Source organism: Wenxinia saemankumensis, assembly GCF_900141735.1.
In the GTDB taxonomy this organism is placed as follows: Bacteria; Pseudomonadota; Alphaproteobacteria; order Rhodobacterales; family Rhodobacteraceae; genus Wenxinia; species Wenxinia saemankumensis.
The window spans coordinates 635,023-651,857 of sequence record NZ_FQYO01000002.1 but is presented as its reverse complement, the minus strand read 5'-3'; the positions used below and the strand labels follow the sequence as shown (position 1 = coordinate 651,857).

Here is a 16,835-nt window from a genome sequence, read left to right as displayed (position 1 = left end):
AGGACAAGGGAACGACCACCATGCCTGCCATCACACGACTTGCCGGGATCGGCGCCGCCGCCGCGCTGCTCGGTTCCACCGCGCTGGCGCAGCCGGCGGACGACACGATCGTCGTCGGTCTCTCCGCCGACATCACGACGATGGACCCCGCCGCGATCTCCTCGCGCGATAATTCGAACGTCGCGCGGCACATCTTCGGCACGCTCTTCAGCATCGACGGCGACGGCGTCGAACAGCCGGACCTCGCCACCTCCTACGAGGTGTCCGAGGACGGGATGACCTACACCTACACCCTTCAGGAGGGCCTGACCTGCCATGACGGCGAGGCTCTGACGGCCGAGGACGTGGCCTATTCCTTCAACCGCGCGGCCGATCCCGAGAACGGTTTCACCGGCAACACGCCCGGCTTCGTCTTCTCCTCGATCGACTTCCAGGATGCGGAAGCCGTGGACGAGCTGACGGTCGACATCAATCTCGGCAGCCCCAACCCGATCGCCTTCGGCCTGATCGACGAGGTGTTCATCCACTGCATGGACAGCTACGAGGCGATGACCCTCGACGAGGCCAGCGCCAACCCGATCGGCTCGGGCCCCTACGAGATGGCGGAATGGACCCGCGGCTCCGAGATCGTGCTGAACCGCGTCGATCCCGAGGCCGGGTTCGAGACGATCGTCTGGCGGATCATCCCCGAGGCCTCGACCCGCTCGGCCGAGCTGATCGCGGGCAACGTGGACATCATCACCAACGTCGCGCCCGACCAGATGGAGGCCATCAACTCGCGCGGTAACGCGATGGTGGAGCCGATCCAGGGCACGCGCCGGATGTATGTCGGCTTCAACCTGTCCGACGAGATGGCGCAGGAGCCGGGCGGCGAGGCGATCCAGGATCCGATGGTGCGCCGCGCGCTGCAATACGCCGTCGACGTGCCGACGATCTGCGCCCAGCTGCTGCAGTTCGAATGCGAGCGGATGACCGGCCTGGTGAACCCGCCCAACGCGAACCAGAGCCTCGAGCCCTATCCCTACGATCCCGAGATGGCCGAGCAGATGCTGGACGAGGCCGGCTGGCCCCGCGGCGAGGACGGCACCCGCTTCCCGATCCGGTTCCAGGCCGGTCCGGGCCGCTATCTGAACGACGCCTCGGTCATCCAGGCGATCGCGCAGTATCTCGGCGATGTCGGCCTCGACGTGGAACTCGACACGATGGAATGGGCGAGCGTCTACATCCCGCTCATCCGCGAGCGGAATGCCGGCCCGCTCTACTTCATCGGCTCGGGCGGGGCGCTGTGGTCGCCGCTCTACGACATGGCGGACCTGTCGGCCGTGGATGCGGGCACGAACTACACCCATTGGGACGATCCGCGCTGGTTCGACCGCTGGGACGACATCAACGCGGCCGAAACCGAGGAAGAGCGCCGCGTGATCATCGACGAGATGCTGCAGGTCTTCTACGACGACGGCCCCTGGCTGCATCTCTACTTCCAGCCCGACTTCTACGGCGTGTCGAACCGCGTCGACTGGCAGCCCCGTGCCGACGAGAAGGTCTATCTCTGGAACGCGACGCTCGCCGAGTGATCCGCGCAGACCGGAACGAGGACGGGGGCCGGCGATCCGGCCCCCGTTTCTTTTGCTGACAGGGGAAACGGGGCCGGGGGAAAAATCCCGGCCTCGCCCCGCATCTCAGGCCGGGGTCAGGAACACCGTCGCCAGCGGCGGCAGGTCGATCTCGGCCGAGGCAGGCAGCCCGTGCATTGGCTGGCTCTCGTCCGCCTCGATTCCGCCCTCGTTCGTCACGCCCGACCCGCCATAGACGGCCGCGTCGCTGTTCAGCCGCTCCTGCCAGCTTCCCGCCTGCGGCAGGCCGAGGCGGAAGCGCTCGCGCACGACGGGGGTCATGTTGCTGATGACCGCGACCGGGGGCGTTCCGTCCTCGCCCATCCGCAGGAACGAGAAGACGCTGCCCTCGGCATCCCCGCCCTCGATCCAGCGGAAGCCGTCGGGGCGGCAGTCGCGCTGATGCAGCGCGGGCAGATCCCGGTAGAGCGCGTTGAGATCGCGCACCAGCGCCCGCACCCCCTCGTGCCGGGCATCGTCCAGCAGGTGCCAGTCGAGGGACTGGTCATGGTTCCACTCACGGCCCTGGCCGAACTCGGACCCCATGAAGAGCAGCTTCTTGCCGGGGTGCCCCCACATGAAGCCGTAATAGGCCCGCAGGTTGGCGAAGCGCTGCCAGTCGTCGCCCGGCATCTTGCCCAGCATCGATCCCTTGCCGTGAACGACCTCGTCATGGCTGATCGGCAGGATGAAATTCTCGCTGAAGGCGTAGTGCAGGCCGAACGTCATCTTGTCGTGGTGGTATTTCCGGTTGATCGGATCCTCGGCCATGTAGCGGAGGGTGTCGTTCATCCAGCCCATGTTCCACTTGAAGTCGAAGCCGAGCCCGCCCTCGTCCACCGGCCGGCTCACGCCCGGCCAGGCGGTGCTCTCCTCGGCGATCGTCAGGGCGCCGGGCGCGTAGTCGCGGGCCACCTGGTTGGTCCGCTTGAGGAACTCGATCGCGTCGAGATTCTCGCGCCCGCCATAGCGGTTCGGGATCCACTCCCCGTCATTGCGCGAATAGTCGAGGTAGAGCATCGAGGCGACCGCATCGACCCGCAGCGCGTCGACGTGGAACTCCTTCAGCCAGTAGGTCGCCGAGGCGCGCAGGAAGTTCGCGACCTCCGCCCGGCCGAAGTTGTAGATCAGCGTGTTCCAGTCCTTGTGGAAGCCCTGCCGGGGATCGGCATGTTCGTAGAGGGCGGTGCCGTCGAACTGGCCGAGGCCGTGCGCGTCGGTCGGGAAATGCGCGGGCACCCAGTCGACGATGACCCCGATCCCCGCCCCGTGCAGGCTGTCGACCAGCCCCGCGAAATCCTCGGGCGAGCCGAAGCGCGAGGTGGGGGCGAACATGCCGACGGGCTGGTAGCCCCACGAGCCCGAGAACGGATGCTCCGTCACCGGCAGGAACTCGACATGGGTGAAGCCCATCTCGGTGACGTAGTCGATCAGCTGGCGGGCGATCTCGCCGTAATCCAGCATCCCGTTCTCGAGCGTGCGCCGCCAGCTGGCCAGATGCACCTCGTAGACCGAGACGGGCTTCGTCGTCATGTCGCCGCCGCGCGCCGCGATCCAGCCGTCATCGGTCCATTCGTGCCGGGGCAGCCCGTGCACGACCGAGGCCTGGGCCGGCGGCACCTCGGCGGCGAAACCGACCGGATCCGCCTTCAGCGGCTGGACCTGCCCGTAGGCGCCAAGGATCTCGAACTTGTAGATCTCCCCCTGCCCGATCCCGGGAACGAAGATCTCCCACACGCCGGTGGCGCCCCGCCGGCGCATCGCATGGCGGCGGCCGTCCCAGGCGTTGAAATGGCCGACCACCGAGACACGCCGGGCATTCGGCGCCCATACGGCGAAGGCCGTGCCCTCGACCCCGCCATGCACCATCGGATGCGCGCCGAGGCGGCGGTAGAGCTCCTCGTGCCGTCCTTCGGCGAGGAGGTGTTCGTCCATCTCGCCGAGGACGGGGCCGAAGGAATAGGGATCGGCGCCCGACCATTCGTGGCCCGAATGGTTCCGGTATTTCAGCCGGTAGGCGAAGGGCGCGTCGCGCCCCACCCGGCCGTGGAAGAACCCCTCGCGGTCGATCAGCTCGAGGCGGGCGATCTCGCCGCCCTTCGTGTCGGTCACCGTCACTTCGGTGGCATCGGGCGCGAAGACGTTCACGACGAGCGGTCCGTCCTCGCCGACCCGGTGCATGCCCAGCTGCCGGAACGGATCGCCGTGGCGGCCGCGCAGGATGGCCTCGATCTCGGAATGCGGGGGGGCGGTCCCCTGAATGTCGGTCTGTGTGGTCATGAGCGGATCAATCGCTCCCTTCGGTCAGGGCGAGGAGGCCGCGCAGCGGAATGTCGACCCAGTCGGGACGCATCGCCAGCTCGTAGCCGAGCTCGTAAGCGGCCTTGTGAATGAGGAAGAGCGTCAGCAGGTCGTCCTCGAAGGCGCGGTCGTCCGGGTGGACGCTGCTGCCGGCCATGGTCTCGCGGTAGGCGTCGAGGAACGCGGTCTGCGTCGCCTGCCGCCAATCCTCGACCCCGGCCATCGTGCGCTCGGCATCCGCGCCGAGATCGACGCGGCGCCGCATCGTCGACCACAGCGCGTAGTCGAAGCTGCGCAGCATCCCCGCCACGTCGCGGAGCGGCGAGGTGCGGGCGACCCGCTCGGCCAGCGGACGGGCGGGCTCGCCCTCGAAGTCGATGATCATCACGTCGGTCTGCACGACGAGGACCTGGCCGAGATGGTAGTCGCCGTGGATCCGGCTCTGCCCGCCCGAGGGCTTGCGCCCCCGCAGCGATCCGAGTCGCCGTTCCAGCGCATCGCGCCGGTCCAGCACGTCGCGGGCAAGGGCCAGCGCGTCGCCGTCCAGACCGTCCATGCGAGCGGCGAGCCGGTCCAGCTGATCCGACAGCTCGGCCTCGACCGTGTCGATCAGACCCGCGAGGTCCTCGCCGGTCATCGGGGCCTCGGCAAAGCCGCTATCGGCCCCGCCCGACGCGAGGGCGCGGTGCATCTGCGCCGTGCGCTGCCCCAGAACCCGCCCGAGATCGAGCGGACCGCCCATGACGGGCTCGTCCTCCTCGGCGCCCTCGGCCATCGAGAGGCGCTCCATGTCGCGGTCGAGCGCCTCGGTCACGTAGGTCCAGGCATCGCCCTGGTTGCGGACGAACTCGGACGCGGCGGCGAGCGTGGTGACGGTCCCGTCCTCGGCCACCCAGTCGATCGTGCCCAGCAGGTCGGGCGTCGCCTCGAACTCCGTCTCCTCGGTGAGGAACCGGCCGACTTCGATGTCGGGCTGAACCCCGGCGTTGAGGCGGCGGTAGATCTTGAGGATCACGGTGTCGCCGAAGGCGATCGAGGCGTTCGACTGCTCCGCCGAGAGAAGGCGCGGCTCGCCCGTCTCGTCGGGGATGCCGGCAAGGCCGGAAAGCGGGCGGAACTCGATCCGTCCGCCCTGCCCCTCGATGGTCGCGCCCTCGCGCAGCGCGGCGAGCATGGCCTGGGCCATGTGCTCGTCGACCGCGCCGTCGAGCACCGCGCCGACCTGATTGGCGCGCCGCAGCTTCGCCAGCGTCGCGGGCAGGCGCGGCCCCAGCGTCAGGGCGTCCTCGCCCCACACGGCGGAAAGCGGCAGGAAGTAGCTCTGCTCCGACCCGGCGACGGTGACGTCCACGACCGACAGCATGTGCCGGCCGTCGCCGAAATCGCCCAGACGCCGCAGCCCGATCCGGTCGATGCGGCTGTCCTTGGCACCGAACCAGCGTTGCAGCGGCAGGTAGTCCCGCAGGGTCTGGCTCTCGAACTGCGCGGCCGAGCGGTCGCCCAGCGCCGAGGCAAGGCTGCCGTCGCGGGTCGTCAGCGTGATGAAGTCAGGCAGCATCTGGGTGTAGGGGGTATGCCATGCGGGCGCCTCCTCCTCGTCGGCGAGCAGGAACCAGTAGAAGCCGTAGGCGGGCAGCGTCAGCAGGTAGGGCAGTTCGCCCACCGGCGGAAAGGGGGATTGCCCCGTCAGCTCGATCGGCACCCTACCGGCAAAGGCGGAGAGGTCGATCTCCGCCGCCTGCGCCTGCCGGCTGACATTGGCGACGCAGAGGATCGTCTCGCGCTCGTTCCGGCGGAGGAAGGCCAGCACCTTGCGGTTGCGGGGATAGAGGATCTCGATCTCGCCGCGGCCGAAGACGTCGTGCCGCTGCCGCACCGCGATCATCCGCTTCATCCAGTTCAGCAGGGACGAGGGCGAATGGAGCTGCGCCTCGACGTTGATCGCCTCGTAGCCGTGGACCGGATCCTGGATCGTCGGAAGGTAGAGCGCCTGCGGATTGGCGCGGGAGAAGCCGGCATTGCGGTCGGCGGACCATTGCATCGGGGTGCGCACCCCGTCGCGGTCGCCGAGGTAGTAATTGTCGCCCATCCCGATCTCGTCGCCGTAATAGACGACCGGCGTGCCCGGCATCGAGAAGAGCAGCGAATTCAGCAGCTCGATCTTGCGCCGGTCGTTCTGCAGCAGCGGCGCGAGCCGGCGGCGGATCCCCATGTTGATCCGCGCCCGCTTGTCGCTGGCGTAGAAGTTCCACAGGTAGTCCCGCTCGCGGTCCGTCACCATTTCCAGCGTCAGCTCGTCATGGTTGCGCAGGAAGATCGCCCATTGCGACTGCTCGGGGATCGCGGGGGTCTGGCGGATGATGTCGGTGATCGGGTAGCGATCCTCCTGCGCCACGGCCATGTACATCCGTGGCATCAGCGGGAAGTGGAAGCCCATGTGGCATTCCTCGCCTTCCTCGCCGAAATAGGGGCGCGTGTCCTCGGGCCACTGGTTGGCCTCGGCCAGAAGCATCTTGCCGGTATAGTGCCTGTCGAGATCGGCGCGGATCGCCTTCAGCACCTCGTGGGTCTCGGGCAGGTTCTCGTTGTTGGTTCCGTCCCGTTCCACCAGGTAGGGGATCGCGTCGAGCCGAAGGCCGTCCACGCCCTTGTCGAGCCAGAAGTGCATCACGTCGAGCACTTCCTTCAGCACTTCGGGATTGTCGAAGTTCAGGTCCGGCTGGTGATCGAAGAAGCGGTGCCAGTAGAACTGCTCGGCCACCGGGTCCCAGGACCAGTTGCTGTCATGGGTGTCGTTGAAGATGACGCGCGTCTTGTCCATCCACTTGGTCGGGTCGTCCGACCAGACGTAGAAGTCGCGTTCGGGGCTGCCCTTCGGGGCGCGGCGCGCGCGCTGGAACCATTCGTGCTGGTCGCTGGTGTGGTTGATGACCAGCTCGGTGATGACCTTCAGGCCCCGGCGGTGCGCCTCGTCCACGAAGGCCTGGAAGTCGTCCATGTCGCCGTAGGACGGGTTGATCGCCTTGTACTCGCCGATGTCGTAGCCGTCGTCGCGCAGCGGCGAGGGATAGAAGGGCAGCAGCCAGACCGCCGTCGCGCCCAGTTCCTGCACGTGGTCGAGCCGCTGCATCAGGCCGGCGAAATCGCCGATTCCGTCGCCGTTGCTGTCCTGGTAGGCCTTGACGTGGATCTGGTAGATGATCGCGTCCTTGTACCAGTCCGGCGGGGTCACCGCCGGATCGGCCGCGAGCATGGTCTTGTCTTGCAGGGTCATCGCGCCCCTCCCGGCGGGTGCAGTTTCCAAATGGCGTAGGGCCGCTGATGCGGATCGAGCGAGAGCCGGTGGTCCTTGCCGTGCCAGGTGAACCTGTTCCCGTGGATCGCGTCCTCCACCTCGATCGAGGCGTCGTCGGGCAGGCCGAACTCCCAGAGCGGCACCTCGAAGCCGAATTCCGAGGGGCTGTGCGGGTCGATCAGGACATGGAAGAGCAGGTAGTTCCGGCTCTCGGCATCGAAGCGCCCGTAATAGAGCACCCGCTCGTCATGCACGCGGAAGAATTTCAGATTGGTGAAGTCCTTCATCGCGGGATTGTCGCGGCGGATGTGGTTGATGAGCCGGATGTCCGAGGCGATGCTGGCCGGGCTGTCGAAGTCCCGGTGCTTCAGCTCGTATTTCTCGCTGTTCAGGTATTCGTCCTTGGGCGGCAGCCAGTCCGCCTCGCACAGCTCGAACCCAGAATACATGCCCCAGTTCCCCGAGAGCGAGCCGGCCATGATCGCCCGCGTGCGGAAGCCCGGACGCCCGCTGTCGTGGTTGAAGTACGGATTGATGTCCGGCGTGTTGGTGAAAAAGTTCGGCCGCATGTAGAGCCGGCATTCCTCGGTCGTCAGCTCGGTCAGGTACTCCGTCAACTCGCCCGCCGTGTTGCGCCAGGTGTAGTATGTGTAGCTCTGGTTGAAGCCGAGCTTGGCGAGCCGTTTCATGATCTTGGGCCGGGTGAAGGCTTCGGACAGGAAGATCGCGTCCGGATGGCTTGCCCGCACCTCGTCGATGATCCACTCCCAGAAGGGGAATGGCTTTGTGTGCGGGTTGTCGACGCGGAAACATTTCACCCCGTGATCCGCCCAGAACAGAAACAGGTCGCGGATCGCCTCCCAGAAGGGGGCATTGGCCTCGCCGTTGCCGAGGTAGTAGCGGAAGTTGACGATATCCTCGTACTTCTTCGGCGGATTCTCGGCATACTTAATGGTGCCGTCCGGCCGCCGCTCGAACCAGTCGGGATGCTCGGTGATCCACGGATGGTCGGGAGAGGCATTGAGCGCGATGTCGAGCGCGATCTCCAGGTCGTGCTCCCTGGCCGCCGCGACGAGCGCATCGAAATCCGCCATCGTGCCGAGTTCGGGATGCACCGCATCCATTCCGCCCTCGGGCGAGCCGATGGCGTAGGGCGAGCCCACGTCGTCCGGGCCGGCGGTCAGCGAATTGTTCTTCCCCTTCCGGTTGGTGCGCCCGATGGGGTGGATCGGCGGGAAATAGAGAACATCGAAGCCCAGGTCGCGCACATAGGGCAGATGCGCGATCACGTCCCGGAACGTGCCGTGCCGCCCCGGCTCGCCCATGGACCGGGGGAATAGCTCGTACCAGGCGGAGAACGCGGCCCGCTCGCGGTCGACCCAGAGCGGGATGTCGCGGGGATAGCGGGTCTGGTCGCCCCGCGGCCCGATCCGCGCCATCAGGGCGCCGGCCTCGTCGGACAGCAGGCGGTCGATGTCGCCCTTCTCGGCCGCCTTCGCCAGCGCCTTGACCGCCGCCGCGTCGCCCTTCCCCGGCGACACGCGGTCGAGGAGAAGGCGCCCCTCCTGCAGTTCGACCGACAGGTCCTGCCCGGCATCGCGCTTCTTGGCGGTGTCGCGCGACCAGGTCCGCCAGAGATCGCGCCAGGCGATCACGCCGAAGGATGTCGGCCCCGCCTCCTCGAAGACCAGCTCGGCCGCCCATCGGTCGTTGGCGACGCGGCTCATCGGCGCCTCCGTCCCGTCCGGCAGGACGAGCGCGGCGCCGAAGGTCTCGTGCCCGTCGCCGTAGAGGTCGGCCTCGATGCGCAGCGGCTTGCCGGCCACCGCCTTGGCGGCGAAGCGGCCGCCGTCGATCTCGTGCGAGATGTTCTCGATCGCGAGACGCGAGGCGGCGAGGCCTTCGATCCGCGAGGGGGCTGTCTTCTTCTTGGCTGCTCTCATGACGTCTCCCGACTTTCAGGGTGCGCGATGGCAGGGGCGTTCGATCCATAACACGCCGGGTCCGTATCGGGTCCCTCCCCGGTCCCCTCGAATCGTGTCGGCGGCCCCTTGCAGCCCCTCGCGGGCCCGGGGACGCCGGCAGGGCGCACGGATCGCGGCACGGCGCCCGCCGGTGACGCTGGGGAACCGATTGCGGGCGCCCGGGAGAGGAAAACGGGGAAAATGCCTTGGCGAAGGGGCACCCCCCCTTACATCCCTCCCCGAGCCGAAGATCCGAACCCCACGTTCACGCCCAACAGGAGCCCATACGCCATGAGAGCCTCCCTTTCCCTCGCCGCCGCGATCGCCGGCACCCTCGCCACCGCCGCGCAGGCCGACATCGTCGTCTCGTCCAAGATCGACACCGAAGGCGGCCTGCTGGGCAACATCATCGCCCTCGCGCTCGAGGAGTCGGGTCTGCCGGTCGAGCGGCGCCTGCAACTCGGCGGCACGCAGGTCGTGCGCGAGGCGATCATCGCCGACCAGATCGACATCTACCCCGAATACACGGGCAACGCGGCCTTCTTCTTCAACGAGGCCGAGGCCGACACCTGGAAGGATGCCGAGGCGGCGCAGGCCCGCGCGGCAGAGCTGGACCTCGAGGCGAACGACATCGTCTGGCTCGACAGCGCGCCGGCGAACAACACCTGGGCGATCGCCGTCACCGGCCCGGTCGCCGAGGAGAACGGCCTCGTCACCATGTCCGATTTCGGTGAGTGGGTCGCGGGCGGCGGCGACGTGACCCTTGCCGCCTCGACCGAATTCGTCTCCTCCCCCGCCGTCCTGCCCGCCATGCAGGAGACCTACGGCTTCGAGATGGCCGACGACCAGCTGGTGATCCTGTCCGGCGGCGATACCGCCGCGACGATCCAGGCGGCGGCGCGCGGCACGTCCGGCGTGAACGCGGCGATGGTCTACGGCACCGATGGCGGCGTCGGCGCGACCGGCCTCGTCGTGATGGAGGACGACCAGGGCGTACAGCCGGTCTACGAGCCCGCCCCCATCGTCCGGGCCGAGGTGCTCGAGGAATATCCCTCGATCCCCGACGTGCTGAACCCGATCTTCGCCGAGCTCGACATGCAGACCCTGCAGGAGCTGAACGGCCGCATCCAGGTCGGCGGCGAGCCGGCCGAGGCGGTGGCCCGCGACTACCTCACCGAAGCCGGAATCCTGGACTGATCGCCGGGACCATGCAGGCCGGCCGGGTCGTTCCCGGGCCCCTCACGGGCCTCCATCCGCCCGGCCTGCTCTTTGCGGTGCTGGGCGCGGCGGCACTGGCGATGCCCTTCATGACCATCGCCGCGAACCGCATCGTCGCGGGAGACGGCATCGCGGTCTGGGTCCTGGCCGGCCCCGCGACCTGGGGTCCGGGTCTCGCCGCCCTCATCGCGGGTCTCGCGCTCGGCGTGCCCGCCGGGCGCCCCTTCGCCCGGATGGCGGGGGCGCTGCTCGGCCTGTCCGCCCTGCTCTGGCTGCTGGTGCGCGGGGCGCCGGCCCTGCTGGACGGAGCAGGTGATTACGCCCGCGTCTCGCCCGCCGCCGGGTTCTGGTGCCTGCTGGTGATCCTGTCGCTGCTGCTGGCCGATGCGCTGGCCGAGCGGACGCCCGGTGCCGGCGCGCGGGCGGCGCTGCTGGCGGCCGTCGCCGCCGCCCTCGGGGCGATCCTGTGGTCCGGCGCGCTCGATCGGCTGTCGGTGATGCAGGAATATTCCAGCCGCGCCGATGCCTTCGCCGATGCCACGATCCGGCATCTCGGCCTCGCCTTCGGATCGGTGGCGGTGGCGGTGGCGATCGGTTTCCCCCTCGGCATCGCCTGCCACCGCCGAGCGGGCCTGCGCGGCACCACCCTGCCCGTCCTCAGCTTCCTCCAGACGATCCCGTCGCTAGCGATGTTCGGCCTGATGATCCCGATCCTCGCCTGGGTCGGCACCTCGGTCCCCGGCGCGCAGGCCATCGGCATCGCGGGGATCGGCTTCGCCCCCGCGTTCCTGGCGCTCGTCCTCTACTCGCTGCTGCCGGTCGTGGGGAACACGGTCGCCGGCCTCGACGCCGCGCCACCCGCCGCGGTCGAGGCGGCCCGGGGCATGGGCATGACCCCGGCCCAGCGCCTCTGGCGGGTGGAGATGCCGCTCGGCCTGCCGGTCATCCTCACGGGCCTGCGGATCGTGCTGGTGCAGAATATCGGCCTCGCCGTCGTGGCGGGACTGATCGGCGGCGGCGGCTACGGGACCTTCGTCTTCCAGGGGCTGAACCAGACCGCGACCGACCTCATCCTTCTGGGCGCGCTGCCGACCGTGGCGCTCGCCCTGGCCTCGGCCATCGCGATGGACATCCTCGTCGAGCTGGCCAGCCCCGCGCAAGGAAGCGCCTGATGATCGAGATCGACCACCTGACCAAGGTCTACGGCAGCGCAACCGCGGTCGACGACGTGACCCTGACGGCGCAGAGCGGGACGATCACCGCGATCGTCGGCACGTCCGGCTCGGGCAAGACGACGCTCCTGCGGATGATCAACCGGCTCGAGGAGCCGACCTCGGGCGAGGTCCGGATCAACGGCGAGACGACGACGGACGTGAAGCCCTACGTGCTGCGGCGCCGGATCGGCTACGCGATCCAGGGGCACGGGCTGTTCCCCCATCACACGGTGGGACGCAACATCGGGGCGGTCCCGCGCCTCCTGGGCTGGCCGCGCGAGAAGATCCGCGCCCGCGTGGACGAGCTGCTGGACCTCTTCTCGCTCGATCCCGCCGAGTTCCGCGACCGCTACCCGGCCGAATTGTCGGGCGGCCAGCAGCAGCGGGTCGGCGTGGCGCGCGCGCTGGCCTCGCGGCCCGACCTGCTGCTGATGGACGAACCCTTCGGCGCGCTCGACCCGATCATCCGGGCCCGCGCGCAGGACGATCTGCGGCGCATCCAGCGCACGCTCGGCTCGACGATCATGCTCGTGACCCACGACATGGAGGAGGCGATCCGCCTCGGCGACCATGTCGCGGTGATGGATGGCGGCCGGCTGGTGCAATACGCCCCCCCGGCCGAGATCGTGGCCCGGCCCGCCACCCCGTTCGTCGCCGACATGGTGGGCGACGTGGACCGGCCGCTGCGCCTGCTGTCGCTGATCCCCGCCGCCGAGGTGGCCGAGGACGGCGCGGCCGAAGGCGAGGCCCTGCCCCGGAATGCCAGCCTGCGCGACGCGCTGTCGGCCTGCCTGCGGACCGGCCGCGAGGCGGTGCCGGTGCAGCGCGAGGAGGGCGGACCGGGCCGCGCCACGCTGGCCGCGATCCGCGCCCGCGCGGAGCTGCCGGAGTGAGGATCGGCACCTTCCTGCGACCCGCCCTGGTCCTGCTGCTGCTGGCGCTGGTGCTGCGGCCGGACTGGTTCGTGCCGCTCTTCGCCCCGCTCGCCCCCGTCGGGGGGCCGGTGATCTATGCGCGCAGCTCGCTTCTGTCGCTCTCGCTCAGCCATCTCGGCCTCGTCGCGGCAGCGACGGCGGCCGCGACCCTGATCGCGGTCTCGCTGGCGATCCTCGTGACGCGCCCGGCCGGGGCGGCGTTCCGGCCGCTCTCGCGCACGATCACCAACATGGGCCAGACCTTTCCGCCCGTCGCGGTGCTGGCCCTCGCCGTGCCCGCGCTCGGCTTTGGCGCGGGGCCGACGCTGGTGGCGCTGTTCCTCTACGGCCTCCTGCCGATCTTCGAGAATTCGGTCGCCGCGCTCACCTCGCTGCCGCCCGCCACGATGGAGGCGGCGCGCGGCATGGGCCTGAACCGCCGGCAGCGCCTCTGGCAGGTCGAGCTGCCGCTGGCCCTGCCGGTGATGCTGACCGGCATCCGCCTCTCGGCGGTGATCTCGCTCGGCACCGCGACGATCGGCTCCACCGTCGCGGCGCGCACGCTGGGCGAGGTCATCATCGCGGGCCTCCTGACCAGCAACACGGCCTACGTCCTGCAGGGCGGGCTGATCGTCGGCCTCTTCGCCGTGCTGATCTACGACGCCCTCGTCCAGCTGGAAAAGCGGCTATCGCGCCAGACCTCGTCCTGAGCCCGCCGCCGCCTCACACCGCCTTGCACAGCCGCAGCGCGTCGTAGATCGCCGCATGGGTATTGCGCGCCGCGACGGCGTCGCCGATCCGGTAGAGGCGGTAGGCCCCGTCCGGGTTCCGCACGACCTCCTGCGCGCGGCCGTCGATGAAGGCGCCGTAATCGACCTCGCCGAGATTGGCCGAGCCCTCCCGCAGCTCGAAATAGAGATCGTCGAGCGGCCGCGTGCCGTGATTCACCACCACCTGATCGACCCGCCGCTCGCGCCGGACGCCGCCGTAATCGCTGCCGACCAGGGCGCTGAGCGCGTTGCCGTCGCGGCGAACGGCGTCCAGCTTCCACGTCACGGTGAAGGTCACGTCGCGCTTCTGCAGCTCGCGCATCGAGGGGGTCAGCGACATCGCCATCACCTCGGGCGCGAAGGTCCTGTCGCGGGTCATCACCTCGACCTTCGCGCCGGTCGCGGCCAGCGCCTCGGCGGCCTGCAGCGCCGCGTAGTCGCCGGCATCGTCGTAGACGAGGACGTCGGTCCCCGGCCGCGCATCCCCCGACAGGATGTCCCAGGCCGAGACGACGAGCTCGTTCCCCTCCTCCAGCACCTCGGAATGGGGCAGGCCGCCCGTCGCGATCACCACCACGTCGGGGGCGTCGGCCAGGACCTCCTCGACCCCGGCGAAGGAATTGTAGCGGAAGGTGACGCCCAGCCGCTCGCATTCGGCCTGGCGCCACTGGATCAGCTGCATCATCTCCGCCCGGCGGGGCGTGAGCGCGGTCAGGCGGACCTGTCCGCCGGGCGCGTCCGCCGCCTCGTGGACGATCACCTCGTGGCCGCGCTCGGCGCAGACCCGCGCCGCCTCGATCCCCGCGGGGCCCGCGCCGACGATCACGACCTTCCGCCGCTCGACGGCCTTCGGGATGACGTGCGGCTGCTCCAGCTCGCGCCCCGTGGCCGGGTTGTGCAGGCAGAGCGCCATGCCCCCCTGGTAGATCCGGTCGAGGCAGTAGTTGGCGCCGATGCAGGGCCGGATGCGATCCTCCTCGCCGCGGAGGATCTTGGCCACGATATGGGGATCGGCCATGTGGGCGCGGGTCATGCCGACCATGTCGAGCTTGCCCGACGCGATCGCATGGCGCGCGGTGGCGACATCCTGGATCTTGGCCGCGTGGAAGGTGGGGAAGTTCGTCGCCGCCCGGATCTCGCCCGCGAAGTCGAGATGCGGCGCGCTCGCCATGCCCTGGACCGGGATGAGGTCGGTCAGGCCGGGATCGGTGTCGATATGCCCCTTCACCACGTTCAGGAAATCGACATGGCCGCTGTCGCGCAGGCGGCGCGAGATCTCCATCCCCTCGGCCTTGTCGATGCCGCCGGCCTGCATCTCGTCGCCCGCGTAGCGCACGCCGACGATGAAGTCGGCGCCCACCCGCTCGCGGATCGCGGCCAGCGTGTCCGTCATGAAGCGCAGCCGGGTGTCGAGGCTGCCCGCGCCGTAGGGCCCGTCCAGCTCGTTCGTCAGCGGCGAGACGAACTGCTCCATCAGGTGACCGTAGGCCTCGAGCTCGATCCCGTCGAGGCCGGCCGCCTGCATCCGCTCCGCCGCGTCCGCGTAATCGGCGATGATGCGGGCGATGTCCCAGTCCTCGGCCTTCTTGGGAAAGGCGCGGTGCGCCACCTCGCGGGCGTGTCCGGCCGAGACGACGGGCAGCCAGTCGGCCTTGTCCCAGCGGGTGCGCCGGCCGAGATGCGTCAGCTGGATCATCACCGCGCAGCCATGCTCGTGGCACGCGTCGGTCAGGTCCCGCATCCAGCCGACGACCTCGTCGCGCCACACCAGCACGTTGTTGAAGACCGGCGGGCTGTCGCGCGAGACGCTGGCCGAGCCCGCCGTCATCGTCAGGGCCACGCCCGCCTTCGCCCGTTCGACATGATAGGCGCGGTAACGCGCCTTGGGCATGCCGTCCTCGGGATAGGCCGGCTCGTGGCTGGTGATCATCAGCCGGTTCTTCAGGTCGAGATGCTTCAGCCGGTAGGGCTGGAGGAGCGGATCGGCGGACATGGACGTCTCCCTTCGGGTCGGGGGCAGCGATCCACGCGGCAGCCGGCCCCGTCAACGGCCCGGGCGACCCGTTCCCGGGCCAATGCGACCCCGGCCGGATCGGGCGCCCGGATCCCCGGACGGCACGCCCGGCCCGGCGGCCGGGGGCGCCGCCCCCGGACCCCCGGAGTATTTCGGGCAAGATAAGGGACGGGCGGTCCCGCGCGGCGGCGGCGGGCCGAGGTCGTTTTCGGCGCGGCGAGGGGCGCGATCCGACGACCGGGGGGCCCCCTTCGCGCGGAAGGTCGGCGCGAGTGCCGCCCCCCTGCCCGAGAGCCGCCCATGACCGACCTGCCCCGTCTCCTCGCCGCCCACCGGCCCGGCCATTCGCTCGCGCGGCCGTTCTATACGGACCCCGACCTCTACGAGGCCGACCTGCAGGCGATCTTCTACCGCGACTGGCTCTTCGCCATCCCGGCGGCGCAGCTGACGAAGACCGGCGCCTATGCGCGGATGCAGGTCGGGGCCTACAACGTGGTGATCGTGCGCGGCGCCGACGGCGAGATCCGGGCCTTCCACAATTCCTGCCGGCACCGCGGCTCGGTCCTGTGCAAGGCCGATGGCGGGCAGGTGGCCAAGCTGGTCTGCCCCTACCACCAGTGGACCTACGACCTCGACGGGCGGCTGATCTGGGCCCGCGACATGGGGCCGGATTTCGACCCCGCGCAGCACAACCTGCGCCCCGTCGCGCTGCGCGACCTCGCCGGGCTGATCTACATCTGCCTCGCCGAGGATCCGCCCGATTTCGACGCCTTCGCCGCGATGGCCCTCCCCTACCTGCAGGTCCACGACCTGCACCGGGCCAGGGTCGCCCATTCCTCGACCATCGTGGAGAAGGGCAACTGGAAGCTGGTCTGGGAGAACAACCGCGAATGCTATCACTGCGCGGGCACCCATCCCGCGCTCTGCCGGTCCTTCCCGCTCGACCCCGCGGTGGCCGGCGTGTCGGCGGACGGGTCCGTCCCGCCGCAGCTGCAGGCCCATTTCGACCGCTGCGAGGCGGCCGGCGCGCCCGCCGCCTTCCGCATGGGGGGCTTCGCCGGGCAGTACCGGCTGGCGCGCATGCCGCTGCAGGACAAGGCGCTGAGCTACACGATGGACCTCGCCCCCGCGTCGCGTCGTCCGCTGGGCCGGGTCGCGCTGCCCGATGCCGGCACACTGCTGAAGTTCCACTATCCCAGCACCTGGAACCACTTCCTGCCCGACATCTCGCTGACCTTCCGCGTCATGCCGATCTCGCCGACCGAGACCGAGGTGACGACGACCTGGCTGGTCGACCGGGACGCGGTCGAGGGCGTCGATTACGACCTCAATCGCCTGACCGAGGTCTGGCTCGCCACGAACGACGAGGATCGCGAGATCGTCGAGGCCAACCAGCTCGGCATCAACTCGCCCGCCTACACGCCCGGCCCCTACAGCCCGGTGATGGAGGACGGCGTGGTGCAGTTCGTCGACTGGTACCTGGCGAGCATGCGCCGCCGCGTCGCCCCGCAGACCGTCGCGGCGGAGTAGAC

At 69.5% G+C, this 16,835-nt stretch carries 10 protein-coding genes; 6 read left to right on the top strand and 4 right to left on the bottom strand.

The genetic code is table 11. From position 1 onward, the window contains the following. Nucleotides 1-20 precede the first annotated feature (20 nt). Entirely contained in the window at nt 21-1,574 is a 1,554-nt protein-coding gene (locus BUE30_RS06925) for an ABC transporter substrate-binding protein (protein WP_073327390.1), read from the top strand. Between the two features lie 105 nt (nt 1,575-1,679). On the opposite strand, the gene glgB is transcribed toward BUE30_RS06925, so the two are convergent. From glgB to BUE30_RS06910, 3 genes are read right to left on the bottom strand one after another with little or no spacing between them, the layout of a single operon-like run. Further along, on the bottom strand, nt 1,680-3,893 hold the full coding sequence (glgB, locus tag BUE30_RS06920; protein WP_073327388.1) for a 1,4-alpha-glucan branching protein GlgB: 2,214 nt from the start codon (nt 3,891-3,893) through the stop codon (nt 1,680-1,682). A gap of 7 nt (nt 3,894-3,900) precedes the next feature. Then, a complete protein-coding gene (gene treS / locus BUE30_RS06915; protein ID WP_073327385.1) occupies nt 3,901-7,188 on the bottom strand; it encodes a maltose alpha-D-glucosyltransferase in 3,288 nt (1,095 codons plus the stop codon). Continuing rightward, nucleotides 7,185-9,152 (bottom strand): alpha-1,4-glucan--maltose-1-phosphate maltosyltransferase, encoded by a 1,968-nt coding sequence (locus BUE30_RS06910; protein WP_073327382.1) that lies wholly within the window; start codon nt 9,150-9,152, stop codon nt 7,185-7,187. Before BUE30_RS06910 ends, treS begins: the two co-directional genes overlap by 4 nt. A 312-nt stretch (nt 9,153-9,464) precedes the next feature. Between BUE30_RS06910 and osmF the strand changes: the two genes are divergently transcribed. The 4 genes from osmF to BUE30_RS06890 are packed head-to-tail and all read left to right on the top strand — an operon-like array spanning nt 9,465 to nt 13,229. Beyond that, nucleotides 9,465-10,370, top strand: a complete 906-nt coding sequence (gene osmF, locus BUE30_RS06905; RefSeq protein WP_073327380.1) for a glycine betaine ABC transporter substrate-binding protein OsmF — start codon at nt 9,465-9,467, stop codon at nt 10,368-10,370. Nucleotides 10,371-10,381: 11 nt separating this feature from the next. After that, entirely contained in the window at nt 10,382-11,563 is a 1,182-nt protein-coding gene (locus BUE30_RS06900) for an ABC transporter permease (RefSeq protein WP_073327377.1), read from the top strand. Further along, nucleotides 11,563-12,498, top strand: a complete 936-nt coding sequence (locus BUE30_RS06895) for an ABC transporter ATP-binding protein (protein WP_073327375.1) — start codon at nt 11,563-11,565, stop codon at nt 12,496-12,498. The genes BUE30_RS06900 and BUE30_RS06895 overlap by 1 nt, the downstream gene beginning before the upstream one ends. Continuing rightward, complete coding sequence (locus BUE30_RS06890) at nt 12,495-13,229, top strand: ABC transporter permease (RefSeq protein ID WP_170865620.1); 735 nt, start codon at nt 12,495-12,497, stop codon at nt 13,227-13,229. The genes BUE30_RS06895 and BUE30_RS06890 overlap by 4 nt, the downstream gene beginning before the upstream one ends. Before the next feature lie 13 nt (nt 13,230-13,242). On the opposite strand, the gene BUE30_RS06885 is transcribed toward BUE30_RS06890, so the two are convergent. Then, nucleotides 13,243-15,282 carry an NADH:flavin oxidoreductase gene (locus BUE30_RS06885; protein WP_073327372.1) on the bottom strand — a complete coding sequence of 680 codons (2,040 nt, stop codon included), beginning with the start codon at nt 15,280-15,282 and terminating at the stop codon, nt 13,243-13,245. Nucleotides 15,283-15,603: 321 nt separating this feature from the next. Here BUE30_RS06885 and BUE30_RS06880 point away from each other — a divergent pair, with 321 nt between their 5' ends. Then, the gene (locus BUE30_RS06880; RefSeq protein WP_073327369.1) at nt 15,604-16,833 is read left to right on the top strand and encodes an aromatic ring-hydroxylating oxygenase subunit alpha; all 1,230 of its coding nucleotides are present in this window, start codon (nt 15,604-15,606) and stop codon (nt 16,831-16,833) included. Nucleotides 16,834-16,835: the final 2 nt, after the last annotated feature.

Coding starts and splice junctions, on each gene's coding strand:
- BUE30_RS06925 (WP_073327390.1), top strand. CDS start 21: ATGCCTGCCATCACACGACTTGCCGGGATCGGCGCCGCCGCCGCGCTG.
- glgB (WP_073327388.1), bottom strand. CDS start 3,893: ATGACCACACAGACCGACATTCAGGGGACCGCCCCCCCGCATTCCGAG.
- treS (WP_073327385.1), bottom strand. CDS start 7,188: ATGACCCTGCAAGACAAGACCATGCTCGCGGCCGATCCGGCGGTGACC.
- BUE30_RS06910 (WP_073327382.1), bottom strand. CDS start 9,152: ATGAGAGCAGCCAAGAAGAAGACAGCCCCCTCGCGGATCGAAGGCCTC.
- osmF (WP_073327380.1), top strand. CDS start 9,465: ATGAGAGCCTCCCTTTCCCTCGCCGCCGCGATCGCCGGCACCCTCGCC.
- BUE30_RS06900 (WP_073327377.1), top strand. CDS start 10,382: ATGCAGGCCGGCCGGGTCGTTCCCGGGCCCCTCACGGGCCTCCATCCG.
- BUE30_RS06895 (WP_073327375.1), top strand. CDS start 11,563: ATGATCGAGATCGACCACCTGACCAAGGTCTACGGCAGCGCAACCGCG.
- BUE30_RS06885 (WP_073327372.1), bottom strand. CDS start 15,282: ATGTCCGCCGATCCGCTCCTCCAGCCCTACCGGCTGAAGCATCTCGAC.
- BUE30_RS06880 (WP_073327369.1), top strand. CDS start 15,604: ATGACCGACCTGCCCCGTCTCCTCGCCGCCCACCGGCCCGGCCATTCG.